The following is a 24,310-nucleotide window of genomic DNA, read 5'->3' on the forward strand; positions in this document are numbered from 1 at the left end:
TCTATAAACATGTTGCTAATTCTCCGGAGGAACAAACGCTCCGGTGTCGGGCTACGTCCGCGCCCACTCGAGCATTCGCGCATAAACTGGATCGGACGACAGCGCCGCCGGATCGCCGACGAGCACGAGCGCGCGTTTCGGCCGGGTCAGTGCGACGTTGATCCGCCGATAATCCTCGAAGATGGGACCCTCGAGCGAGCCCGTCGCAGTAAAGGAGATGATGATGACTTCCTGACTCGAGCCCTGAAAGCGGTCGACCGTATCGACGGTGACGTCGTCGGGCACGTGTCTCGAGAGTTCGGAGACCTGCGCCCGGAAGGGTGCGATCACGCCGATTTCGGATCGCTCGAGCCCGGCGGCCTCGTAACGCTCGATCAGGTCGGCGATCCGCGCTGCCTCCTCGCTGTCGGTGTACTGCCCGCCGTCGCCCTCGACATCGACGAACGCGACCGGATCTTGCAGTTTCGGTGGGAGTGTCTCTCGTGAGACGCCCACGAGGTCGTTTAGGTTCCGCCCGGCGACTTCGGGTTCTGCGGGTCGGAGTTCACCGTCGTAGAACTCCCGCGAGGCGAAGGCCTGAATGCGCTGGTTCATCCGGTACTGGCGGTCGAGCATGACGCCAGCCTCGGGATGGCAGTCGATGAGCCGTTCGAACAGCGACTCCGTGAGGTCGTTTTCGGCGCGGACGACCGGCGGCAGCTGCTCGTGGTCCCCGACGAGGACGAACCGCTCGGTGAGATTGATCGCCGCACAGGTGCCCGGCTCCGTGAGCTGGGCGGCCTCGTCGACTAATGCGACGTCGAACGCCTGCTCTTTCATCACTCGCGAGCCACAGGTCGCCGTCGTCGCGGCGACGACCTGGGCGCTCTGGAGTTCGGCGAGGCGGTCTTCGGGGTCGCCCGAGCGCTCGAGGCGATACGGCTCCATGTCCTCGCGGATACCGCTCTCGGAGCCAACGCGGACGACGGAGACGGCTTCGCCGTCTCCAGATCGTTGTGTCTGCGACCCAACGCCGTCCTCGAGTTGCTCGAGCAAGGCCTCGAGGGCGTTGTCGACGGCTCGGTTCGTAAACGCAGAGAGCAGGACGCGCTCGCCGCGTTCGACCATCGCGCGGATGGCACGGGCGATGGTGTACGTCTTGCCCGTGCCCGGCGGCCCGTGGATCAGCGCGCAGTCCTGTGCGCCGACGGCTTTCGTTACGGCCTCGTTCTGGGCCGCATTGTTATCAATAAATGTCTCATCGACTTCATCGAATTCGGGATCGGCTCGTCCGAACAAGATATCCTTGCGGCGCTCGTCGCCTTTGAGCACGGCGTCGTGCATCGCGACCAGCAGCCGGTCGGTCGTCAGTTCGGAGGGGTAGACGTCGAGCCGAGTGACTTCGACCGGTTCGTCTGCCGTCAGGACGACCACATCGTCCAGTCGTTCGATGGTTGCGAGTTCCGAATTTCCCCGGACCGGGTGGCCGTCGCTCGCCAGTACGAAGTCGCCTTCTCGAATCTTCGAGTTCGCGCTGCTCGTTCGACGGGCGCGAAGCTCCCAGCGACCGCCCTCGAGCGGCCGTTTCTCGACGAACTCGAGGTCGATCAGCGCGCGATCGTCGTCGGCGCGCTCCTGGGCGTCTTGTTCCCAGAGTTTGGCGTACTCGCGGTGGACCTCCCGGCGTTCTTCTTCGATCGCCTGATAGAACCGATCGAAGTACTCGCGTTCCTCCTCCGGCAGCGGGGTGGCGATCTGGCCGGCTTTGGACTCCTGATCGAGTCGGCCCGAAACGACCATGCAGGTGTCCTGTTCGAAACAGTACTCGCATTTGGCCGAGCCCTCGTAGCCGGTTGGGATGTCGCCGGCGATCTCCATCGCCGCGAGTTCGTTGCGCTGGCGGACGACGAACTTCAACAGCCCATCGCCCATCGTGAACTCCTTTGCCGGGGTGAGATCGCCCGTCTCCTCGTTGCGATCCAGCGCCGAGTTTTTCGTATAGAGCAGCGTCCCGAGGTCGACGTCACCGCCGTGTTCCTCGAGCAAGAGCGCATAACAGGCCGCCTGCACCTTGTCCTTGAATCGCGGCTCTTTCTTCAGGTTCTTGCCCGTCTTGAGTTCGACCGGCGCGCCCCGACGGACGGCGTCGGCCCGTCCGCGGAGGCCGAACGTTTCGCTGATGAGCAACTGCTCGGAGCGCCAGCTGTCTTCTTCGGTTAATCGACCCTGCTCGAGCCAGCCTTCGATCGCTGTGGCGTTCTCTCTGACCTCCTCGGCGACGGCCTCGGCCGTCTCGCCGAGCAAGCCGAGCTCGAGGCCGCGTTCGTCGACGCGGGCGTCGATCGACTCCTCGAGGTCCCGTCCTCGCAAGAGATCGCCGAAGACCTCGTGGACGAGTGTCCCCTTGACGACGGGGTAGTTCAGCGGCACGCCCGAGAGCTTGTTCAGATAGTAGAGGCGGGGACACTGCACCCAGTTGCGGATCGCTGTCACGTTCACCAGAAAGCTCGGCTCGACGACGACGTAGGAGTCGCCCGTCGTGGCGTACTGCGTCTCGCCCCGATACTCCTCCTGTTTCGCGTCAGTGACGAGCAGTTCCAGCCCCGGCTCGAGGTAGTCGGCCGATTCGGCCCACTTGTTCCAGAGGGTTACCGTCGTGGTCTCGTGATCGTCTGCGGGTTCCGCCGCCGCGTCGTCACCACCTCGAGCGAACGGTGCCGTCTGTGACGGCTCGCCGCTATTGCCGTCGCCTGCCAGTCGTAGCGGCACCTCGGCGAGTTCGCTCTCGCCGTAGCTCGTCGACACCGAGCGCGATTCGACCTCCCCCGCGACGGTTCCGCGTATGTGCACGACTGATCGTGACGGGCCGCGCCGTCAAAAGCGCTATCGGTCGCGGGTGAGAGAAGACTAGTCGAGAATCCAGTCACTACCACCCGATCGGTATTCGCATCGGGGACACACATCGTTGTAACAACCGATTTCCAATGACTTGCCGTGCGACGCGGTGGAACAGTCGTCGATGTTTTTGCCCCATTAGGGCCACTCCTCGCACGGCATGAGTGACCCGAACAAGGACGACCGTGACCCACAGGCGGAGCGCGAAAGCGAGGGCGGAGTCGGACGCGACGAGCGCGAACAGACCCCGTCCAACGTCGATTCGGGAACCGGCGTCGGCGACCGACCCGACGGCCCCGACCCTCGAGACGAGTCCACCGCGATCGCAGACGAGGAACGGCGACGGAAGACGTCGGTGCTCAGCATCGTCATCGCTGCACTCGGCGTCTGGGCCGCCGTCTCGGTGCTGGCTCTCGACACCAGCATGGCGGCGCTCTGGAACAACCTGCTGGCCGGTGCGGTCGTCGCCATCGCCGCCGGCTACAACGTCTACCGGCTGTCGAACGACATTCCGCTGAGCATCGGCGTCGCTTCGCTAGTGGCGATCCTCGGCATCTGGCTGATCATCTCCCCGGCACTGCTCGAGATGACTGGGATGCTATTCTGGAGTACACTTGGCGCTGGACTGCTCATCGCCGCCTTGGCAGGATACAACGCCTACGAAGCCCGCGGTGCCCGACAAGTCGCGACCGAATCCACGCGGGCCTGAGACGGACTCAGTGGCTACGATAGCTCCGCCTCGAGTTGTCGACGCCGGTGTTCGGCGGCGTGATGACGCGTCGCGACGACGGCAAACGCGAGCATGACGACGGCGAACGCACTCGAGACGAGGGGCGAGACGCCGTTAACATAGCTGTTCCCGAGTTGTCCGGCGGCCAGTGCGAGCGGGCCGATCATGAGGAGGGCGGTTTTGGCTGGTGTCGCACGAAACAGTTCGACGAGCGAGAGTGACTGGCGGACGGACATGGGCAAACGGTGGTTACTCGTCCTGTCGGGGGAGCCATCGTATCCCTTTTGATTCGGTGATGGGCGGGGTCCGATGGCGGTCGTGGCCGGGAAAAGTTGCCGGCCACGCGCTTTTGCACGACGACACGATACGGATGGTATGAACGGACAGGAGTTGGTGATAGAATGAACGTCAGCAAGGGATTTTACCTCCTGCTCGCCACGATTTCGGCCGTGCTGACGCTCGCGTTGGTGTGGCCGTTCCTCCAGTACGTCCTGCTCGCCGTGCTCTTGGCGTACGTCCTCTATCCGCTTCAGAAACGGCTCGAGCCGCGAATCGGCTCGTCGCTCTCGTCGCTCTCGCTCGTCATCGGGGCAACGCTTGCGATCATCGTTCCGTTTGCGGTGATGATCGGCCTGATCGCGACCGACGTGTTGCGATTCGCTCGGAGCCTCGAGGACGGTGGGCCGGGAGTCGGTCGCCTCGAGGCGACGATCAGCGAGCGAACGGGCCAGGACGTCAACATCGCCGACACGGCAACCAGCGGCGCTCAACGTGTCTCTGAGGGGCTATTAGGCGGTGCGCCCGACGCCCTCAGCGGGCTTATCCACGCCCTGATCGGGATCGGACTGGCCGCGTTCCTCCTCTATTTCCTGTTGAAAGACGGGACCCGGCTGTTCGCCTGGACTCGCGAAATCGTTCCCCTTCCCCGGGATGTTCAGGAAACGCTGTTCGAGGAATTAGACCGGCTGACGTGGGCGGTACTGGTCGGTCACGTCGTCGTGGCGGTCATTCAGGGGGTTCTCGCTGGGCTTGGCCTTCTGGCAACCGGGGTCCCGAACGTCGTCTTCTGGACGTTCGTCATGATCCTGCTCTCGCTGATTCCGCTGATCGGCTCGTTCGCCGTCTGGGCACCGGCGGCGGTGTGGCTGGCTATCACCGGTTCAACCGTCGCGGCCGTCGCCCTGGTCATCTACGGGGCGATCGTCGTCGGAACGTCCGACGAGTTCCTTCGACCGCTGATCGTCGGCCGTGCCGACGTCAATCCGAGCATCATCATCGTCGGCGTCATCGGCGGGATGTACCTCATGGGGTTTATGGGATTGTTCTTCGGCCCGGTCATCGTCGGGGCGTGCAAGGTCATCCTCGAGACGTTCGACGACCACTACGATGACCTCGAGCCGGCCGGCGACTGGTAAGGCTCGACTCGACCGTCGCTCGTCGCGACCGACACGTTCATTCTGTCCGCGTCACAACCAACACATATGCGGATTCGCGAGTGGCAGGACGTACTCGAGGACGTCACCGAGCGGAGCGTCGACCCCGAACGTTGGCGCGCCGTCGCCGGTGACCGGGCCGGCGGCGTCGGCGAAGACATGTACCTCGCCCATCCCCGCGCCGGGGTCTTCTTCCTGAAGACCTACGCGAAAAACCCCTTCGAGGTTCGCGGCGTCGGCACGCAGGTCGCGCGCAACCTCGACGACGAAATCGGCTCGTTTCTCCCCGAACGGGACGAAGGCGGCCGCTTTGCGGTCCAGTCCCCGCCCGAGGACGAGAGCCAGGCCGAGACCGTCGGCAAGCGCCTCGAGACCGTCCTCGAGACCCACGCGGATGCGCCGACGCGGCCACAGGATCTGTTTGACGACGTGATGGAGGCCGTCGAGAGCCCCGCGTTCGGCCCGATGGCCTACGATCAGTACGATCGCCCCGACGAACTCGAGGCCCTCGCCGAGCGATTCGAGGAAGCCGATGACCTGTTGCACGCGGAACTCGAGGACCTGATCGAGACCGACGAGGTCGATCGCGGCTTCATGTGAGCGCCGTCGGCTGTAGCATTCATACGGGCTGCATGTGCGACCGATGTGTCTTTGGAAGCAGACGCCGACAGGAGACAGTATGAGCGACCGCGCAGAAACCGCCGTCCGAGACTACTACGACGCACTCCGGTCCGGTGAGCCGCTGTCACCGTACTTTCTCGAGGAGGAGTCGACTGTCAAATTCGGAATCAGCGAGTCGCTGTACGGCTTCGAGGCCGTCAGCGAGGCGCTCCGGGAACAGACCGAAACGACGGCGGAGTGGGCCGTCGAGAGCCACCACCTCGTCGTCACCGAGCGCGACGGCGTCGCCACGTTCGTCGACGAGGTGACGATGGCCTGGACGGACACCGAAGACGACGAGCGACGGCGCTTCGAAACGCGCTGGAGCGGCGCACTCGTCGAGACAGCAGAGAGAGAAACAGCCGTCGACACCCGCGAGTGGCTGTTCGCGACGATGCACGTCAGTGTGGCCCACGAGCTATGAGGCGTGGGCCCGGTCGCGATCCCGGAGCAACGCCGTCCGGAAGTCAGCTGACGAGTTCGTCTGCCTGGATCGGGGTCGGATTCGTCTTGCTCGTCGGACTCTCGGGCGGGATGATGGCACTCCAGGGCGGGGCGTCACTGGCCGCGATTGGGGTGACGATGGTCGGCGGCCTCGTCGCTGGCGGCGCGTTACTCTGGTATCTCTACTGGATTACCGACTAGCGGCGTCGGCAAACTCCGTGCGTGATCAGCGCTCGATACGGCGGAGCCACAGCCCCGGCTCGTCGAGTTCGTCGTGTGTCGGGAGGTTCTCGGGACCCTCCCAGACGAGACTCGCCGTCTCGAGGCCGCGTGCGTCGACGACCGTCTCGAAGAAGTGCTTCCCGCGTTCGTACTGTCGTTCTTTGAGCCCGAGCCCGAGCAGCCGCCGGAATAGTTGTTGAAGTGGCCCGCGACCCTGTCGTCGCGCGTCGAGTTTCCGGCGCAGGTCGGCGTACTCGTCGTCGAAGGCGTGGTCCATCAGGAGTTCGGCGTATCCTTCGACGACGGTCATCGCCGCATCGAGTTCGCGGAACGACTCCCGACTGAACGAGCCATCCGAGAGCGCTGCAATGCCGTTTTCCATGCGGGCCTCGAGGTGGGCGGACAGCCACGGGGCGGCCCCGAACTCGGCGGCATGGGTCACCTCGTGGAAGGCGATCCAGCGCCGGAACCGTTCGGCGTCGACGTCGAGTTTGTCGGCGGCGTTCAAAATGTTCGGCCGGACGAAATAGAGTGCGTGGTCGTCGTCGGGTGTCTCGGCAAGCAGAAGGGGGTCGTACTGTCCCAGCACGTTTCGTCCGAGAAACGAGAGCAACACGGTCATCGTGCCCGTATTGACCGTCCGGGCGACGCCGGGGAACGTGCTTGCCGGCATCTGATTCTCGAGGGTGCCCATGACGCGTTCGAACGTCGCGATGTTGGCGTCGATCCAGTGGTGACGGTTCTGGATTTCGATGGTGTCGGGGACGTCGAACTCAACGTCTGCAACCGTGCGGACGGCTTCCCGTGCGTCTCGGACGTCGCGTGCGTAGGCGTCACGTTCGCCGGCCTCGAGGTCGAGCGTGCCCGGTTCGGTTGCTGCTTTCGCAGCGCTGGCGGCCGACCGCCAGTCGATCATATCGTCACCGGACGCCCCGGCAACGGCCCGGGCGCTACGATAGAGGTTCACGAATACGGGTACGGGAAGCAGGCGCAAAAGCGTTCGGTCGATTCGGATTAGTTGACGATCACGTCGGGTTCGTCTTCGGCCTCGAGGTCGGTCTCGTCGTCACCGCGGAACTTCTTGGCGGCGACGGCGATCCCAACGAGGACGACGAGTGCGATGATGGCACCGATGGCTTTCCCGCTCGATCCGTCGTCGGCTGTCGCAACCTCGTCGTCGGACTCGTCCTCAAGGTCGGACGACGTCTCTGACTCGCCGAACGGCAGCGGCGCGTCGAGCGCCCGTGGTCCGAACTGGGTGTCGCCGTCAAGATGCAACTCGATGAATGTAAACTTCTTCTCTCCCATGAGTGGATGCTCAATGAGCGGACACTTAGCCGTTGGGTTACAGTAACAACTGAGACGGTCTGAAACGAGAGTGTGCTGGAATCGAGACCGGTCTCCGCGATGAAGACGGGTCCGTCTCCGACCGTGATACTTCATCGGTTCTAGCCAAACGCAGACAATCACCCGTCACAGTCGGTACCAGAGAGATACAGGACCGGTACGATTAAGTGTCCATCACCTGCGCTCTTTCGTATGAGTGGACGACCGCTTGACGTCCTCGAGGCGTCACTTGGCGAACGTGTTTCGGTACGACTCAAAAGTGGCGACGAGTACGTCGGCGACCTCGCTGGCTACGATCAGCACATGAATCTCGTGCTTGAGGACGTGACGATCCCCATCGGGGACGAAGTCGAATCGGAGTCGCCGGCCGAAGACACAACCATTATACGCGGCGATAACGTCGTTTCGATCACTCCATGACTGGCGCAGGAACCCCGAGCCAAGGAAAGAAGAACAAGACGACGCACACGAAGTGTCGTCGCTGTGGAGAGAAATCCTACCACACCAAGAAGAAAGTCTGCTCGTCGTGTGGCTTCGGTAAATCGGCCAAACGACGCGGCTACGAGTGGCAGTCGAAAACCGGCGACAACTGATTCCGACTTCTGCCGTTTTCGCTTCTGCTTTCTCCACCGCGAGTGATAACCCTCGAAGGCAGTAACCGCCTTCGACAGCGTGAACCCGCCGATGGACAATCATTTGTCTCGGGCCGCGAACACTCGCATATGGAGACGACGGACGCCTTTGTTGGCCTCGAGTGTGTCGACTGTGGGGCAACCTACGACGCCGCGGACGAACCGCACCAGTGTCCCGACTGCGGCGGGGCGCTCGATCCGAGCTACGACTACGACGCGATCGACCTCGATCGCGAAACGCTCGCGTCCCGACCGTTCGACTCGCTGTGGCGCTACGAGGAACTGCTTCCGTTCCCACGAGAGTCGGCGGTAACGATCGACGAGGGGGCGACGGCGCTGGTCGACTGTCCCGACCTGGCCGACGAACTGGGCGTCGAATGCCTGCTGATCAAAGACGACGGTCGAAATCCGACGGGGTCGACGGCTGATCGTGGCCAGTCACTTGCGCTGACGGCGGCCAGCCAGCACGGTGCGACGGACATTGCGCTCGCGTCGACGGGTAACAGCGGGCAGTCAGCCGCTGCCTACGCGGGCCGTGCTGGCCTCGAGTCCCACACCTACGTCCCCTCGCGCTCGAGTTTTTCGAACAAAGCCATGATCAACGTCCACGGCGGCGATATGAACGTCGTCGGCGGCCGCTTCGGTGACGCCGTCGGAGCCTCCGAGGAGGGGCTGGCCGAACACGACGACTGGTACTCGGTCCAGTCGTTCGTCACGCCGTATCGCCACGAGGGCGCGAAGACGACCCTTTATGAGATCGTCGAGGAACTCGAGTGGGCAGTCCCCGACGTGATCGCCTACCCGACGGGTATCGGAGTCGGCCTCGTCGGGGCGTACAAGGCCGCAACGGAACTTCGAGCGCTCGGATTGATCGACGAGGTGCCCGCGCTGTATGCCGCCCAGGCGGCGGGCTGTGCGCCGATCGTCGACGCGTTCGAGAACAATCGGGACGTCCACGAGCCGGTCGAGACGCCCGACACCATCTGTGGCGAACTCGAGATTCCGGACCCACCGGCGAGTCGGCGGGTACTCGAGGCGCTGTCCGAGACCGACGGCGGGGCAATTGCAACCGAGGATCCGGACATCCTCGAGGCTGCAGTCCAGGTCGCCCAGCAGACGGGCCTCGAGCTGACGCCGAGCGCGGCGGCGGCCGCAAGCGGTGTGTGGGAACTCGCCGAGCGCGGCGCGTTCGACGGCGACGAGACGGTCGTCATCGTCAACACCGCCTCGGGGAACAAGGAGGGTGACGTGTTGCGCAGCCACCTGATGAGCCAAGGCGTATAACAGTCCGATACGAACGGGAGCGCCACAACTGGGCCACCGCGTCGACGGCCATCGTCACGCGGCCGTCGATCAGTCGGTATCAGTTCGCGCAGCGATGCTCCCGTCCGCGCCGAACAGGGTCTCCGGGTCGTAGGTCGTCTTCAGGTCGGCCAGTCGCTCGTAGTTGTCGCCAAAGCGCAGTTTCGCGGGATCCTCGTTCAGCCCCGGGAAGTTGCCATAGCTTCCCGACGCAACCGCCAGTTCTGCCGCTTCGGCGATCCCGTCGCGACCCCAGGTCACGTTCGCGTCGTCGTCGGCTTCGTCCTCCCAGTTGGCCTCGAAGTTGAGCATGTACGGCTTGTCCCGGTGCCAGAACGCGGTCGCGTCCTGGGGCACGTCAGCGACGGCTCCACCGAGATGCCAGAGGTCGACCGTCGAGAGCGCCGACGGAGCTGACTCGGTGTATCGCTCCATGATGTCGACGACCTCGTCGGTAACGTCGGTCAGGAAGATCGACTTCCAGTAGTAGCGCAGCCCGTCGGGGTAGTCCTCGTCGAGCATCGACTGCAGGTCGGCGTACGCCATCGACCCGCTGAGGTCGGCGATCGGTGTCGCACTCGAGCGCAGCGGCTCAAAGACGTCGTCTTCAAGGTCGCCACGAGCCGTCCCGAGCATCGCGACGGCTGGCTCGCCCCACGCCTCCTCGGGGAACTCCTCGAGGTCGGGCACGTGAGCGGTGAACGCGAGCACACCTGCCTCCCGTGGCGCGTCATCGGTCCACTCGAGGAAGCATGCCATCACGTCGGTCATGTCGTCGGCGTGGAACCAGATGAAAAAGGCGTCCACCTCGGGGCCGACCTCGTGAAGTTCGAACTCGAAGGCGGTGACGATACCCAGCGTGCCGCCACCGCCGCGGAGTCCCCAGAACAGGTCCTCATTACGGTCGGCGCTGGCGGTGTGGACCTTCCCGTCTGCGGTGACGACGTCGACCGAACGCAGATTGTCCATCGCGAGCCCGTACTGGCGACTCAGGTGGCCGTAGCCGCCGTTGAGCGTCAGCCCCGCGACGCCCGTCTCCGAGACCGCACCGAGGGCCGTCGCCAGCCCGAACAGCTGTGTTTCGTGGTCGACATCGCCGAGCGTCGCGCCACCGTCGACGCGGGCCGTCCAATTCTCGGAGTCGACGCGCACGCCGTGCATCGGCGAGAGATCGACGACGAGCCCGCCGTCGCAGACGGCGGTTCCGGCAACGTTGTGGCCGCCGCATCGAACCGCGAGCGGTAGGTCCTGCTCGCGGGCGAACGTCACCGCCGAAACGACGTCGGCGGTGCCGGCACAGCGGGCGATGATCGCCGGGTACTTGTCGATCATCCCGTTCCAGACCGCTCGTTCCCGTTCGTATTCCGGATCCGCCGGAAGCACGACGTCGCCGCCGAATCCCGTTTCGAACGACCGTACGGGCTCGCTCGGCAGGTCGGCGAGCGCTTTCTCACCCGGGTGTTTGTCAAATTGTGCCATGATATAAATTATACCGCCAGTGATCATAAACCAGTTTTACCGCAAACGCGACGGTCCACCGCGTCGACGTGACGTGTGCGCGACGGATCGAGAATCGACGATAGGCCTCGAGTCACATGCTGATCGGGCGGTTTTCGAGTCTCTCTCGGCTCGAGTTATATATAATTATTATTCATGGTAAGTATATCCGCACTGGCGGCGTACTGACTCTGAGGGACGATGGCAGTAACTACCACACCCGTAGACGACGGTGCAATAGACGGATTCGGCGAGGGGCTTCACGGCGAGTTGCTCCGTCCCGAGGATCCGAACTACGACGAGACGCGAGCGGTCTGGAACGGCATGATCGACCGACGGCCGGCACTCATCGCTCGAGCGAGGGGTATCTCGGACGTGATCGCGGCGGTGGACTTCGCCCGCGAGCACGACATGGTGCTCGCAATTCGCGGTGCCGGACACAACATTGCAGGGAACGCGGTCTGTGACGACGGCCTGATGCTCGACCTCTCTGCGATGCGGTCGGTGCAGGTCGATCCGGAAGAGAAGACGGCTCGAGTGGAACCGGGGGCGACCCTCGCCGACGTCGACCACGAGACGCAGGCGTTCGGGCTGGCGACGCCGCTGGGAATTAACTCGACAACCGGCGTCGCGGGACTGACGCTCGGGGGTGGATTCGGCTGGCTCACTCGCAGGTACGGCATGACCGTGGACAGCCTGCGATCGGTCGACGTCGTCACCGCCGACGGCAAGCTTCGTCACGCAAACGAGGACGAGAACGAGGATCTGTTCTGGGGCGTTCGCGGCGGCGGCGGCAACTTCGGTGTCGTCACCGCCTTCGAGTTCGACCTCCATGAGGTTGGACCGGAGGTGCTCACCGGGATGGTCGTCTACCACGGTGCGGACGCACCGGACGTCCTCCGACACGTGCGGGATTTCAACGAAACGGCACCGGACGAGTCGGCCGTCTGGATGGTCCTGCGCAAGGCACCACCGCTTCCGTTCCTCCCGGAGGAGGTCCACGGTGAGGACGTCCTCGTCGTGGTTCCGTTCTACGCCGGTGACATGGCAGCGGGTGAGGACGTGCTCGCTCCGATTCGTGAGTACGGCGAGCCGATCGCCGATGTCGTCAGTCCACACCAGTACGCCGAGTTCCAGCAAGCGTTCGATCCACTGCTCGAACCGGGTGCGCGAAACTACTGGAAGTCACACAACTTCAGTACACTCTCGGACGAAGCCATCGAGACGGCAATCGAGTACGCACAGGAGTTGCCGTCGCCGCAGTCTGAAATCTTTTTCGCACAGCTCGGCGGCGCGATGAAACGCGTCCCGGCAGACGCGACGGCCTACCCACACCGGGATGCGGAGTACGCGATGAACGTCCACACGCGCTGGGAGGATCCAGCGGACGACGACCGCTGTATCGCCTGGGCTCGAGCGTTCTTCGACGCGATGGCCCCATACGCGACCGGCGGCGTCTACATGAACTTCATCAGTGAGGACGAAGGCGAGGAAAACCTCGCCTACGGGACGAACCAGCAACGGCTGGCCGAAGTCAAGGCCGCGTACGATCCGGAGAACCTGTTCCGGATGAACCAGAACGTCAAGCCAGCGACGTAACCCCGTTTTTGCGTACGTTTCGATGGATTCGAGCGAACGATCGAGGCCAGACTACTTTCTCAGTCACCAGTGTCGCCGTGTTGCTCGGCGACGACGTACTGGACCTCGACGGTCAGTGACTCGTCGCTGTGGTGGCTGATCGCCGTGTGGAGCCGCTCGGCGAGTCCCGGCTCCGGACCAGGCGTCTGCCCGGTGACCGTGATGATAATCCGGTCGACCGACTGGATCGGATAGTTGCCGTCGAGTTCGACCACAACGTCGTCGACCTCGCGGGTGTCGTACTGTGGGTCGGCGAGCACCGTCTCGGCCTCGTCCTCGGCAACCGACTCGAGTTCGGTCGTGTGAAAGTCAAGCAGGGTGACGCCAGCCAGCGGGGCCGCCAACACCAGCAGCGCCACCCCGAAGATCGCCGCGTAGGTGTACGTCGGCGTCCGGGTCGGTGACACCTCGAACAGCCCCTGTGGACGGTAGCCGGCGACCCACAGAGTCGCCAGCGCGGCGAGATTGATCGACAGGACGTTGACGATCACGAGCACGGCGGCCCCAGTCGCCGCACCGTACATCCCCCAGGCGACCGTGATCCCGACCGCGGCCGACGGCGGGATCAACGCGGCGGCGATCATCACGCCGACGATGGCTTCCGAAAACCCTCGTGTGAGACTCAAGATGCCAGCGATCCCGGCACCGAGCGCCACCGCGAGCGAAAAGAGGTTCGGCGCGACGCGCTCCTGGAGTTCGGTAGCGACGACGATGTCGACGCCCGCGGGCTCGAGGCCGGCCAGCCGAGCGAGCGCCGCGAGGGCGATCGAAGCGACGATCACCATCGTCACCCCGGCGAGTTGATAGCTGAAGCCGGTCGCCTTGAGTCGGTCGTCGCCGGTGACGATTCCGACATTGGCGGCGAGTGCTGGCCCGAGCAGCGGCGCAATCACCATTGCCCCGATCACGACCGCTGGGGAATCAGCTAGGAGACCGGCAGTGGCGACGACGGCGCTGATGAGCAACATGACGGCGTAGATCGGAAACGGCGGCGTGAGTTCGTCGGCTTTCGTCCGCAGGACCTGTCTCGAGGTTCGCGAACCAGTCTGTCCGCCGTGGCTGTACTGCGCTCGAAGCGTCGAAAACTTCTCGGAAATTACCGTCTCGGCGTCGATCACGACGACGCTTGCATCCTCGCTGATCCCGGCCTGCCTGAGCCGATCGAGCACCGGTTCGACCGCCCGGGTCGGGACAGGAAATCGGACGACAGCAGTGTACCCCCGACCACTGGTTTCATCGCTGACGACGTACTCGATCCCTTCGTCCTCGAGAATGCTGATGACCGCCTGTCGTTTTCCCTTCGGGACCGTCACCTCCAGATAGCGCATATAGGACCGACCATGGAGCCCAAGATAATACCGCGGGCTGGGTGCAGCCAGTTCGTGCTGACGAACAGCTGTCCGTGTGTGTGCGCCTACTGGTACGCCGGCAGTCGATTCGACTGATCGGATCCCTCGACGAACGGCAACGCCGTCACCGTCGCGGGCACTTCCTCGCCGTCGACACGGACCGTCAGCTCGTCGCTCTCGAGGCCGTAGTCGACGAGCGCGAGCGCGATGACTGACTCGAGCAGCGGGCTCTCGCCCGCGCGCGTAACCTCACCGACGGAGGCGTCGCCATCGAAGACGGCCGCGCCGGATTCGGGAACGGACTCACCCTCGAGTGTTAGCCCGACGAGTTTCCGGCTGGGCTGGCCGCGGTTCTCGACGCGGGAGACGACCTCTTGACCGACGTAACAGCCCTTCTCGAAGTCCAGGGCGGTTCGCAGGCCGAGGACGTTCGGCAGCGTCCCCTCGAGTTCGGTTTCAAAGAGCGGCGACCCGGCCTCGAGGGCGAGACTCTCGAACGTTCGGTAGCCAAAGGGGGCAGCGTTCAACCCCTGATTCAGGAGGGTGTCGTAGACGGCCGCAGCGTCGTCGGCCGCGCAGATGACCTCGTAGCTCTCCTCGCCGGTGAGGGCGTCGGTTCGGATGACGGAGACGCCTTCATCCCCCATCGTCCCGCGGACGAACGAGTAGTGTTCGTCGGGCGAGGCGGCTCCGTTGAGGACGCTGGCGATCTTTTCCGTGGCGTTGGGGCCGTGAATCCCGAAGATCCCGTAGTCGTCGGTCGCGACCCGGATGTCGACGTCCTGAATGAAGACTTTCTCGGACCACTCCTCAGCCAGCGGCTCGGCTTTGGCCGGCGGCGTAAAGAGGAGTAGTCGCTCGCCGGCGTTGTAGATGTAGAGGTCGACCTCGATCCCGCCCTGTGGATCGAGAACGAGTGCATAACAGCCCTGTCCATCCTCGTCTGGCACCCGGTTCGAGACCACGTTATCGACGTACTCGAGGCGGTCGTCGCCCTCGACGACGATCACGCCGTAGGCCATCTCGAGTAGGCCGACGACGTTGCGAACCGCACGATGCGTTCGTTCAGGTCGCCCGAAATGTTCGACGATCGTTCGCCCGTCACGCTCGCCGAACGTCGCCCCGTGGTCGGTATGAATAGACTCGATGACGCTCATGCATACTCCCTCGGGCCTGAGCGTATCAGGCGTTTCGATTCAAAAAGGAAACCGTTCGCGAAGCCACTCGCCGATGGATTGGTCGTCGTCCTCGTCGGTCGGAATCTCGGGAATTACCCGTTCGTCGGGTTTGATGACGGTCTCGGTGTGGTCGGACTCGACGACGATCAGGTCGTCTTGTTTGAGCGTCGAGAGGGCGTCCTCGAGGTGGTCGATATCGACCTCAACGGCGGCACGGAGTTCGAAGACGGTCATGCCGTCGTCGGCCCGATCGACGAGTTCGTCGAGTACCGCTACCTCGGTCGCGTCCCGGTCTCGGTACTCCCGCTTTGCTCTCATCCGTCTCGCTATTCGACGGCCGGGGATTTGACGTTTGTCGTTTTCTCGGTGACTCCCCCGAACTGATACGGTCGGGTCGCGAACTCGGTCCGACAGGCAGCACGTTTTTTATGCCATGACTGGGAACGGTGGGACAATGGTCCTGCGATGTTCGCTGCTCGGACACGACTACGGCGAGACCGACGTCGAACGCGAGCGCGAAGAACGGGGCAGTGAAGTCGTCGTCACCGTCCAGGAGTACGAAGAGTGTGTCCGCTGTGGCGAGCGAAACGTCATCAGCGAGAACACCGAGATAACGAGTCTCTCCATCCAGACGGACGCCGACTCGCGTCCCACCAAAGAAGAACCCGAGCCAGAGACGACTGCGACGGCCGACACCGAGGCCGTCGAAACACCGCCCGAGACGGCCGTCGAAACCGGTGTTGACACCGAAGTCGTCAACGGCGGAGACAACGAAGACGACGCCGAGTTCATCGATGCCGAGGCTGAAGACGACGCTGTCGAGTTCGTCCACGACGAGACCGAGGCTGACCCCGCCGACCCGGCATCGACATCCACCGTCGCCGACGCCCCCGCGAATGGGGACAACGACGGGTTCGACGTGCCGACCGACGAACACGGCGAACCGGTGACCGACGATGGCGAAATCCTCGAGGACGACGACGAGCCGGAACCTGACCGTGATCGCGAACACGGCGAGTGGCCGGCGTCGGAAGACGTCGGCCCACCCGTCGGAGCGGAAGCCGAGCCAGCAGGCTGGCCGGACGATGAGAGCGAACGCGACGAGTCGGACCCGGTCACCGACGCGGAAACCGAACGCAAAGACGCCGACGTGACGGACGATGCAGTCGTCCTCGAGGACGACGGCGACGGGACGACCGACGGCGTGATGGGCGAATCGACTGCCGCAGCGGACGCCAGAACGGTCACGACCGAGCCGCCGGCGACCGACACAAAACAGGATGCGGACGCCGAGAGCCAGCCGGACGCCGGCGCTGGAACCGGCATCGAGCGAGCGGGGTCGGCACCGGCCCCCGGCGAAAGCGGCGGTACGCCGCGTGAGGGCGTTCCAACCGAGTTCTACTGTCCACAATGTGGGTACGTCGCGGCCGGCGACCGCGGCTCGCTTCGCACCGGCGACATCTGTCCCGACTGTCGGAAGGGCTATCTCAGCGAACGGGAACGCCGCTAGGACGTTCTACCCTACACTGCTGGCGAGCGTTGAGACGGCCCAACGCCCGCTATGAAAAGAGGTAAACAGTCCCCCGTGTATCACCAATCCATGAAGGAGTACAAAATGCGCCGCGGAGAGTATCTCGAGGAGCGAATCCCCGATATGGAAGCGTCAGTCGAGGATTACTTCGGTCCGATCACCGGGACCGAGGAGTTCAAGGGCAGCGACCTCTACGTCATCGGCGAACCCGACAACCCCGTCTTCGAGAAGGTCGTCGTCGGAACCGTCGAGTACTCCGGCAAGAAGGACAAACTCGGCGTCGAGTTCTACGAACGCGACCCCACCGAACTCGGCCCCGACGAACTCGAGGCCGCCGGTGACGCCGTCGACGCCAAAAACGACTTCCTGCTCGAGGCGACCGGCCGTGACGCCAAGTCCCGCCGTGAGTCGATGAAACGGACGGTCGAAGACGACCCTGACCACGACTTCTAACGACTCCTGTTCGATCACAGCCACAGCTCGTTCGAGTAGCGTCCCGATCAGCGGCGGCTTTGATGTGACTCGTGGACGGATACTAATCCCGCACCGGAACTACGATAGACAATATCGGCGATATCACCGGCCTCGAGTTCGTTGAAATCCTCTCGGACCAGCGTCGTGTGTCGACAGTCGCCACCGTCGACGTCACAGCCACGAATTCGATACTCGACGATCGCAAACTCGGCCCGAAGGCGCTCCGCGACCGACTCGGCGATCTCGAGGGGATCGCCGTCGTCGATCTCATCGGCCAGCGGCTCGCGGATTTCGTCGCGATAGGACGGTCCCTCGTCTGGATCGTACCGTCTTACGGCCACATCGATCGATTCGTCTGCGTCTCGGGGATGAACGCGGACGTACTTCTGGACGATCTCGACGCGGTCGGCGAGCCCGAGACGGGTCGCACAGCCGGCGAGGACGACTGACGGAACAGCGCCGAGGAACGCACGTCGATTCACTACGAGACGCTTCGTGGGGACTCCTCGAGTACCTTTCCCCAGCACGGTCCGAAACGGCTATTAGCACAACGTCGAATCACCCGGACAATGGATCTCGCTGGGTTCGTCGCTGCGACGCTCGTCGCACACATCGGCTTTGCGATCTTCGTCACCGCACACGCCGCGCTGACGGATCACGACGCCGGCAACTGGCCGTATATTACGCTCGTGCTCGGGCTTGCAGGCGTCGCTGGCTACTTTTTCTACGACAAACTGTAACGGCCCGCTCGAGCAGTGCTGTCCGTCGTGTCCGGACGAGCACGAGCTATCTGGCAGGCGCGCCGGAAAATCAGTACAGCAGCCCGTCTCATACGGACCGCTGTAAGTCTTTTCCGGCGCGACTGCGTCCCGTCCTGCGGTCGCGCCGGTAAAACGTTACAGCATTCCGTATCAGGCGAGGAAGACGTGTCGCGGCCGGTCGGTGAGGATATCGCGACCGAACTCGACGGCCTCCGAGAAGGCGTCGCTGCGGAAGAACTGCATGGCGTCCTCGCGGGAGTCCCAGCGGCTGGCGATGAACATGTCGTTTTCGTCCTCGCGGTTTGCTAGCAGGTCGGTCTTGCGGTGACCGTCCATGTCGGCGAGGAGTGCAGCCGCGTCCTCGAAGGTGCCGGTGAAGTCCTCGCGATGGTCCGGCTTGACCGTGTAGAACATCCCCATCGTTCCCCAGGAATCGCCGTCGTCGTCGCCCGCCTGCCGGACGACCTCGGGGAGGTCGGCGAGGAAGCCGGCGGCCGTGTTCGCGGCGCGGTCGGTCTCCCAGAGGCTGACGATCGCCGTCTCAGCGTCGTCAGCTCCCGCTTCCGACTCGTAGACGGCGGTCTTGACGTGTGTGTCGTAGTGGTCGAAGTTCGTCCGCATGCCGTCGACCTCCTCGAACAACTCGTCGGCGTCGGCCGCCGAGTAGAGGACGACCGCGTGGACGTCCTCGCCGTGTGGCTGGCCCGCATAGACGCCCAAATCCTCGAGTTCGCCGCGGACGTCGTCGCCGCCGGCGCTGCCGGGTGGCCCACCAGCGTGGCTATCGTCACTGCCGTGGCCGTGACCGTGATCGTCGTCGGCGTCGCCGTGGTCGTGGTGGCCCTCGGCGTGTGGGTGATCGCCCGCGTCGTCTGCGTCCCCTTCGGCCGGGACGGCGTCGCCGGCCATGTACGCGTCGAGGTCGGCGGGATCGAACCGCCGGCCGACGTAGAACCGACCGAACTCGGCGTACTTCGACGTCGATTGGTCAAAGCGCATCTCGGCGAGCAGGTTCTTGATGTTCGCGGGGTCGTCCGCGAACAGCGAGACGCTCCACTCGTAGTCGTCAAAGCCGATGCTCCCGGCAGTGATCTGGCTGACCTTCCCGCCGTAGCTGCGGCCGATGTCGCCGTGGGAGCTCATGTGCTCCGAGCGCTGCTCGAACGGCAGGTCGTACCAGTTGTGTTCCGGCTGGCGGCGCTTTTCCATCGGATAGAAGTTGACGTACTCGGCGTCGGGGATCTGCGGGTAGAGCTTCTGCTCTAAGTACCGGGAGAGGCCGGCACTCTCGACCTCCTCGTCTTCTTCGAAGTAGGCGTCGGTGACGTAGTCGGAGACCTCTGCGACCGAGACGTACGAGTCGGTCTGCTCGGTGAACTCGGCAAACGCCGTCCCGTTGAACCGTCGCTCGAGCTGTTCGACGTCGGCCATCGTCGGCCGAATGTGCATGAACAGCAGGTCGGTCTCGTGGCCGAGCATGGCGAACAGCCCCGAGTCGCCGTCTTCGGCGTCCGTGACTCGCTCGCAGTCGGCGAGAAACGCTGCCCCCTCCTCGAGTGCGCGTTCGCGGACGTGATCGGGTGCCTCCCGCCACGCGTCCCAGTCGACCGTCCGGAAGTCGTGTAGGATGTACCAGCCCTCTTTCGTTCGCGGTGGTGTCCGTCGTTCCATGGCCGAGGGTTAGGAAGCAACCGACAAGAAGGAACTGCTTCTTCCCAGCACCGCCCGGGTTCGGGATCCATCGCTCCGAATTGAGCGGCCAACTGGCTCAAGGAGGTGTGTCTGTCTCACGTGAACGCAAACAGGCCGGAATCCGGAACGCCTAGAGCAGGAACGGCAGGAACAGCATCGTCAGGAAGCTGACGAGCATCGTCAGCCCGATGGTCGTCGTCACCGTCCGGACGTGACCGCGGGTCGCCTCGATCGGCAGTCTCGAGACGATAGCCTCGGTGCTCGTCCGAAGGATGTGCCCGCCGTCGAGCGGGAACGCCGGAATGCAGTTGAAAAAGCCGAGCTGGACGTTGATCCAGCCGGTCCAGAACAACAGGTTCGCGAGAATGAAGACGGTGCTGTCGCCGAGTGCGGCGAGCGAGCCCTGCACCTCATAGAAGTTCTCGATTCCCCCGGTGAAGCCGGCGAAGTTGAACGGCAAGAGGCCGATCACGCCGATCACCGGCAGGAAGATCGCCAGTCCGATCTTCCCAAAGAAGGAGTCGGTCGCGCCGCCGTCACCGCCACCATTACCGCCGAGGATCGAGAGGTACTCCTGAGCAGGATAGAGCTGAACACCGATGTCGCTGACCTCGAAGCCGGAGATTCCCTGATTTACAAAGATACCGAGGAAGCCACTGTCTTCACGCGGATGGTCGTCGAGTGTCACCGTGTACTCCTCGCGGTCGTCGCCGAAGTAGCCCACGACCGAGATCTCGTCACCGGCTTCGCTCTCCTCGAGCAGCGCGCTGAGGTCGTCATAGGAGTGCGTTCGCTCGCCGTTGAATTCGGTGATGACGAACGTCTCGTCGGTCGGACCGGTTGCGGCCTCGAGCGGTCCATCGTCGCTGACGTCGACGGCGGCACCGATCGGGACTTCGCGTTCGTCCACCTCGCCGGCTGCGGTCTCGACGGTCAGCGTGACGCGCTCGTCGTCGCCGACGGCCTCGAAGAAGCCGCGCTCGGTCGCGACCTGCTGGCCGTTGACGGCGACGATCGTGTCACCGTCGGCGACGCCTGCCGGCCCGTTTGCCATTGCAGTGGTGACGAGCAGCGACCGGTCGACCGTCACGGTTTGCTCGCCGTTGAGTTCGATCGTGAGCTGGTCACCGGCTGCGGCCTCGAGTCGATCCGCGAGGTCGTCGTTCGTCTCGACGGGCTCGCCGTCGACGGCGGTGATCCGGTCGTTGGGTTCGATGCCTGCAGCATCAGCAGACGAGTCGGATGCAACACCGCCGACTGCAGCGCCGGGAGCGACGGCAATCGCGCCGGCGATCGGGCCGAAGAGGATCGCAAACACGAGCAGCGTTACCGCGAAGTTGTTCGTGACGCCGGCGGCGAACATCCGGGTCTGGCCGCCCCTCGAGGCGTCTTGACTGCTCTCTTGGTCTGGTTCGACGAACGCGCCGAAGGGGATAATCGCGAGCATCGCGACGCCCATCGAGTCGATACCGATGTCCTCGACCCGACAGAGGAGGCCATGGCCGCCCTCGTGGACGACGAGTCCGACAAGGAGTCCGACGACGATACCCGGCGTTGCGGATAACGGAAGGAAGTCGTTGACGCCGGGGATCGGCGTCACGTTGCGGGGCTGTTGGACGGCCGAACCGGTCGGCTGTGGCGACGTGATCGCGGAGATCGCTGCGAGAATCAGGACGACGAACATGGTCGCCATCACGATGATCGCGATACCGACGCCGAGGTTTGCCCACGCACGCCAGAACCGTTTCGGACCCGCAAGCCAGTCGAGAAACTCCCGGCCGCGTTTGGTGTGGAAGGTGAGAATCGGGCCCTGGGTCCCGACGTACTCCGGGAGGAGATCAGCTCTCCGGAGCGCGATAACGCCGGCCCAGTAGGCGAACAAGCCAACAAGGGCCCACGTCGCCAGCTCAGAGCCGAAAAGTTCGGGAACAGAGACGACAGCGGGGAAACCGTGATCCATCGGTCGTATGTCCGGGTGGCGTTCTCAAAGGGCTTTTGTCTATCGAGTCGACCGAACGACGGACTGTCGAGCCGCGTTATCGTTCCCGTCGCAGTCGGGCGACGACGAACTCACGGTCGACCTTCGCGAGGAACGAGCCGAGCTTCGGTCCCTGGGAGTCGTCGAAAAAGAGCCGGTAGCCCGCACTGAAGAACTCGCCCACGTCGACGTCGTGGCGTCTGGCCGTCTCGTAGATCTCGCCCTGGATCTCCTCGGGTTCGTGGCCCGCCTCGATGAAGTCCGCGAGGTCTGCGAGTGCGTCCTCGGTCGCCTCGTCGAACTCGTGATCCGGAATCTCGGCACGCTTGAGTTCGTAATCGAACTCGTTTTCCGTCCGTCGGGCCCAGTTGCGGGCCTGTTCGACGCGCTCGAGCGCGCCCTCGATCGCCCACTCGGGGGCGTCGTCGGGAATGTGGCCCTCGCGGCGAGCGATCTCCTCGCGCAAGTCTGGGTCGTCAGTCATCCCCAGCACCGCAGCGAAGGTGTAGGGCAGTCGAACGCGCTCTTCTCGCGGTTCCTCGACCACGAGCGGGTACACTCGTTTCGCGAACGCCGTCTCGTCCTCGCTGGCGTCGATCTCGTCGAAGTAGATCGCCTCGAGGCGGTCGAACTCGTCGACCAGTTGGTCGAGGCGCTCGATGCTGAAGTCTCGAGCCTTTGACGGATCCTTGGCAAAGAAGTAGCGCAGGACCTCCGGCTCTAAGAGTTCGAGCACGTCCGAGACGAGGATGACGTTGCCAGCCGACGACGAGAACGGCTCGCCGTCGAGGGTAAACCACTCGTAAACCATCGGGACAGGCGGCTCGATCTCGAGGACGTTACGCGCGACGTCCTGGCCGCTGGGCCAGGAGCCCTCTGCGTGGTCCTTGCCAAAGGGCTCGAAGTCGACGCCCAGTACTTGCCACTGGGCGGGCCACTCGAAGCGCCAGGGCATCTTGCCCTCGCGCAGGGTCGCGGTCCCCTCGTGCCCACAGCCGTTGATCGTCTGGTCGCCGGCATCCATGTCGGTACACTCGTACTCGACGATCGGCGGTTCAGCATCCAGATCGACGCCAGTAACGGTCTCGGTAACCTTGCCACACTCAGCACAGATCGGATTGAACGGGACGTAGTCCTCGTCGACCTTGTCCTGGTACGCGGCGAGGACCTCGCGGGCGCGATCCTGATTCTCGAGGACAAATCGGGTCACATCCTCGAGATCGCCGTTCTCGTACAGTTCCGTGTTCGAGACCAGTTCGATCGGGACGTCGAGCGCGTCGGCGCTGTCCTGGATGATCGTCGAGAAGTGGTCGCCATACGAGTCACAGCAGCCGAAGGGGTCCGGAATGTCGGTATAGGGTGCGCCGAGGTTGCGCCCGAGCGCGCCCGCATCGACCTCGCCGAGATCGACGAGGGTCCCCTCGAGATCACAGAGCGTCCGCGGGAGTCCACGCAGCGGGTCGCGGTCGTCGGCAGTAAAGACCTGCCGAACGTCGTGGCCGCGCTCGCGCAGGACGGTGGCGACGTAGTAGCCGCGCATGATCTCATTGACGTTCCCGAGGTGGGGGACGCCAGAGGGAGAGATGCCGCCTTTGACGACGATCGGCTCGTCGGGGTCCTTGCTCGCGGGTCGTTCCTCCCCGCTCGTCCCCTCCGTGGCCTCCCGACGGTCGGCCACGCGCTCCTCGACTCGATCCGCGACGGTATCCGCCCAGAAGGCGTGACGCGTGTCGTCGCTGTCCTCGCGTTGGAGGGTGTAGGGACTCTCGACGTCCCGATCGGCCGGAGACTCCGACGCGTCGTCGTTGCTACTCATCTTCGTTCTGTGCCCAGTAGGTCGGCTCCTCGCCGGCCCCCTCGGGGATGATGTCGGTTCCCTCGTGGTCGCCGTATCGAACCGCACGCGAGATCCGTTCGGGATCGGTGCCGTCGAGGACGATCGTTCGCATTCCCGAGCGCTGGATGACTTTCGCCGCCAGCAGGTCCACCGGGGACGAAGCTCCAGCATTCATCTCGAGGTCGGCGATGACGTCGACGAGTTCCGTCGCGGAGAGCTCCGCAAACTTCGTCGCGTCGGCGTTTTCGTTCGGATCGTCGCTGTAGACGCCCGGCACGCTCGTCGCGTAGACGAGCAGGTCGGCGTCGACGTACTCGGCGAGGGCGGCACCGACGGCGTCGGTGGTCTGGGCCGGGGCAACCCCGCCCATGACACAGACGTCGCCGCGGCGAAGCGCCTCGCCGGCCTCGTCGTAGTCCTTCGCCGGTGCCGTCACCGAATCTTCGTTCAGTGCGGTGATCAACAGGCGCGCGTTGAGCCGTGTGACGTCGATCCCCAACTGATCGAGTTCGATTTCGTTTGCCCCCAGATTACGAGCGGCACCGATATACTCACGCGCGACACCACCACCCCCGACGACGGCACCGACACGACAGCCATCCTCGACGAGGTCTTCGATGACGGCGGCGTGTTCAGCGACCCGATCGGCCCCGGGTTCGGGTACGAGCACACTTCCGCCGATAGAAACGACCACTTTCATGCTACAGCGGTGTAACCGCGAGCCAATCTTA

At 64.1% G+C, this 24,310-nt stretch carries 25 protein-coding genes; 12 read left to right on the forward strand and 13 right to left on the reverse strand.

The window, feature by feature from the left end; translation table 11 throughout:
• Positions 1–51: 51 nt before the first annotated feature.
• Entirely contained in the window at positions 52–2,829 is a 2,778-nt protein-coding gene (locus BW940_RS10080) for an AAA domain-containing protein (protein WP_076609080.1), read from the reverse strand.
• A 205-nt stretch (positions 2,830–3,034) separates the two neighbouring features.
• Here BW940_RS10080 and BW940_RS10085 point away from each other — a divergent pair, with 205 nt between their 5' ends.
• Positions 3,035–3,583 carry an SPW repeat protein gene (locus tag BW940_RS10085; protein ID WP_076609081.1) on the forward strand — a complete coding sequence of 183 codons (549 nt, stop codon included), beginning with the start codon at positions 3,035–3,037 and terminating at the stop codon, positions 3,581–3,583.
• Between the two features lie 14 nt (positions 3,584–3,597).
• On the opposite strand, the gene BW940_RS10090 is transcribed toward BW940_RS10085, so the two are convergent.
• The gene (locus BW940_RS10090; protein WP_076609082.1) at positions 3,598–3,840 is read right to left on the reverse strand and encodes a hypothetical protein; all 243 of its coding nucleotides are present in this window, start codon (positions 3,838–3,840) and stop codon (positions 3,598–3,600) included.
• Between the two features lie 165 nt (positions 3,841–4,005).
• Between BW940_RS10090 and BW940_RS10095 the strand changes: the two genes are divergently transcribed.
• The 4 genes from BW940_RS10095 (at position 4,006) to BW940_RS10110 (ending at position 6,342) form a co-directional block, all read left to right on the forward strand.
• Positions 4,006–5,019 carry an AI-2E family transporter gene (locus BW940_RS10095; protein ID WP_076609083.1) on the forward strand — a complete coding sequence of 338 codons (1,014 nt, stop codon included), beginning with the start codon at positions 4,006–4,008 and terminating at the stop codon, positions 5,017–5,019.
• 66 nt (positions 5,020–5,085) lie between these two features.
• Positions 5,086–5,637 carry a helix-hairpin-helix domain-containing protein gene (locus BW940_RS10100; RefSeq protein ID WP_076609084.1) on the forward strand — a complete coding sequence of 184 codons (552 nt, stop codon included), beginning with the start codon at positions 5,086–5,088 and terminating at the stop codon, positions 5,635–5,637.
• Positions 5,638–5,716: 79 nt separating this feature from the next.
• Positions 5,717–6,121, forward strand: a complete 405-nt coding sequence (locus BW940_RS10105) for a nuclear transport factor 2 family protein (RefSeq protein ID WP_076609085.1) — start codon at positions 5,717–5,719, stop codon at positions 6,119–6,121.
• Complete coding sequence (locus tag BW940_RS10110) at positions 6,118–6,342, forward strand: hypothetical protein (RefSeq protein ID WP_076609086.1); 225 nt, start codon at positions 6,118–6,120, stop codon at positions 6,340–6,342. The genes BW940_RS10105 and BW940_RS10110 overlap by 4 nt, the downstream gene beginning before the upstream one ends.
• A 25-nt stretch (positions 6,343–6,367) precedes the next feature.
• Here BW940_RS10110 and BW940_RS10115 read toward each other — a convergent pair whose 3' ends face one another.
• Entirely contained in the window at positions 6,368–7,330 is a 963-nt protein-coding gene (locus BW940_RS10115) for a zinc-dependent metalloprotease (protein ID WP_076609087.1), read from the reverse strand.
• A gap of 47 nt (positions 7,331–7,377) precedes the next feature.
• Positions 7,378–7,671, reverse strand: coding sequence for a hypothetical protein (locus BW940_RS10120; RefSeq protein WP_076609088.1), 294 nt, complete (start codon positions 7,669–7,671; stop codon positions 7,378–7,380).
• A gap of 231 nt (positions 7,672–7,902) precedes the next feature.
• Between BW940_RS10120 and BW940_RS10125 the strand changes: the two genes are divergently transcribed.
• The 3 genes from BW940_RS10125 to BW940_RS10135 all read left to right on the forward strand — a co-directional run bounded on the left by BW940_RS10125 (position 7,903) and on the right by BW940_RS10135 (position 9,626).
• Positions 7,903–8,130, forward strand: a complete 228-nt coding sequence (locus BW940_RS10125; protein ID WP_076609089.1) for an LSM domain-containing protein — start codon at positions 7,903–7,905, stop codon at positions 8,128–8,130.
• On the forward strand, positions 8,127–8,303 hold the full coding sequence (locus BW940_RS10130; RefSeq protein WP_076609090.1) for a 50S ribosomal protein L37e: 177 nt from the start codon (positions 8,127–8,129) through the stop codon (positions 8,301–8,303). The genes BW940_RS10125 and BW940_RS10130 overlap by 4 nt, the downstream gene beginning before the upstream one ends.
• Positions 8,304–8,432: 129 nt before the next feature.
• Complete coding sequence (locus BW940_RS10135; RefSeq protein ID WP_076609091.1) at positions 8,433–9,626, forward strand: threonine synthase; 1,194 nt, start codon at positions 8,433–8,435, stop codon at positions 9,624–9,626.
• Positions 9,627–9,695: 69 nt separating this feature from the next.
• Here the strand turns inward: BW940_RS10135 and BW940_RS10140 are convergent, their stop codons facing one another.
• Positions 9,696–11,123, reverse strand: coding sequence for an FAD-binding oxidoreductase (locus tag BW940_RS10140; protein WP_076609193.1), 1,428 nt, complete (start codon positions 11,121–11,123; stop codon positions 9,696–9,698).
• A 219-nt stretch (positions 11,124–11,342) separates the two neighbouring features.
• On the opposite strand from BW940_RS10140, the gene BW940_RS10145 reads away from it, so the two are divergent.
• Complete coding sequence (locus BW940_RS10145) at positions 11,343–12,740, forward strand: FAD-binding oxidoreductase (RefSeq protein WP_076609092.1); 1,398 nt, start codon at positions 11,343–11,345, stop codon at positions 12,738–12,740.
• A 59-nt stretch (positions 12,741–12,799) separates the two neighbouring features.
• On the opposite strand, the gene BW940_RS10150 is transcribed toward BW940_RS10145, so the two are convergent.
• The 3 genes from BW940_RS10150 to BW940_RS10160 all read right to left on the reverse strand — a co-directional run bounded on the left by BW940_RS10150 (position 12,800) and on the right by BW940_RS10160 (position 15,624).
• Positions 12,800–14,107: a TIGR00341 family protein gene (locus BW940_RS10150; protein ID WP_076609093.1), complete on the reverse strand. Its 1,308-nt coding sequence runs from the start codon at positions 14,105–14,107 to the stop codon at positions 12,800–12,802.
• Between the two features lie 86 nt (positions 14,108–14,193).
• Positions 14,194–15,285 (reverse strand): CAF17-like 4Fe-4S cluster assembly/insertion protein YgfZ, encoded by a 1,092-nt coding sequence (gene ygfZ / locus BW940_RS10155; protein WP_076609094.1) that lies wholly within the window; start codon positions 15,283–15,285, stop codon positions 14,194–14,196.
• A 39-nt stretch (positions 15,286–15,324) separates the two neighbouring features.
• A complete protein-coding gene (locus BW940_RS10160) occupies positions 15,325–15,624 on the reverse strand; it encodes a DUF6432 family protein (RefSeq protein ID WP_076609095.1) in 300 nt (99 codons plus the stop codon).
• A gap of 136 nt (positions 15,625–15,760) precedes the next feature.
• Between BW940_RS10160 and BW940_RS10165 the strand changes: the two genes are divergently transcribed.
• Positions 15,761–16,816: a DUF7093 family protein gene (locus tag BW940_RS10165; protein ID WP_076609096.1), complete on the forward strand. Its 1,056-nt coding sequence runs from the start codon at positions 15,761–15,763 to the stop codon at positions 16,814–16,816.
• 90 nt (positions 16,817–16,906) lie between these two features.
• Positions 16,907–17,290 carry a DUF5611 family protein gene (locus BW940_RS10170; RefSeq protein ID WP_076609097.1) on the forward strand — a complete coding sequence of 128 codons (384 nt, stop codon included), beginning with the start codon at positions 16,907–16,909 and terminating at the stop codon, positions 17,288–17,290.
• Positions 17,291–17,337: 47 nt separating this feature from the next.
• Here the strand turns inward: BW940_RS10170 and BW940_RS10175 are convergent, their stop codons facing one another.
• On the reverse strand, positions 17,338–17,793 hold the full coding sequence (locus BW940_RS10175; protein WP_076609098.1) for a hypothetical protein: 456 nt from the start codon (positions 17,791–17,793) through the stop codon (positions 17,338–17,340).
• Between the two features lie 87 nt (positions 17,794–17,880).
• On the opposite strand from BW940_RS10175, the gene BW940_RS21795 reads away from it, so the two are divergent.
• Positions 17,881–18,051: a hypothetical protein gene (locus tag BW940_RS21795; protein ID WP_173834875.1), complete on the forward strand. Its 171-nt coding sequence runs from the start codon at positions 17,881–17,883 to the stop codon at positions 18,049–18,051.
• A gap of 171 nt (positions 18,052–18,222) precedes the next feature.
• On the opposite strand, the gene BW940_RS10180 is transcribed toward BW940_RS21795, so the two are convergent.
• The 4 genes from BW940_RS10180 to pyrH form a co-directional block, all read right to left on the reverse strand.
• Positions 18,223–19,743 (reverse strand): heme-binding protein, encoded by a 1,521-nt coding sequence (locus BW940_RS10180; RefSeq protein ID WP_076609099.1) that lies wholly within the window; start codon positions 19,741–19,743, stop codon positions 18,223–18,225.
• A gap of 151 nt (positions 19,744–19,894) precedes the next feature.
• Positions 19,895–21,724, reverse strand: a complete 1,830-nt coding sequence (locus tag BW940_RS10185; protein WP_076609100.1) for a site-2 protease family protein — start codon at positions 21,722–21,724, stop codon at positions 19,895–19,897.
• A gap of 76 nt (positions 21,725–21,800) precedes the next feature.
• A complete protein-coding gene (gene lysS, locus BW940_RS10190; protein ID WP_076609101.1) occupies positions 21,801–23,558 on the reverse strand; it encodes a lysine--tRNA ligase in 1,758 nt (585 codons plus the stop codon).
• On the reverse strand, positions 23,551–24,279 hold the full coding sequence (gene pyrH, locus BW940_RS10195) for a UMP kinase (protein WP_076609102.1): 729 nt from the start codon (positions 24,277–24,279) through the stop codon (positions 23,551–23,553). The genes lysS and pyrH overlap by 8 nt, the downstream gene beginning before the upstream one ends.
• Positions 24,280–24,310 lie beyond the last annotated feature (31 nt).

Source organism: Natronorubrum thiooxidans (genome assembly GCF_900156475.1).
GTDB lineage: Archaea > Halobacteriota > Halobacteria > Halobacteriales > Natrialbaceae > Natronorubrum > Natronorubrum thiooxidans.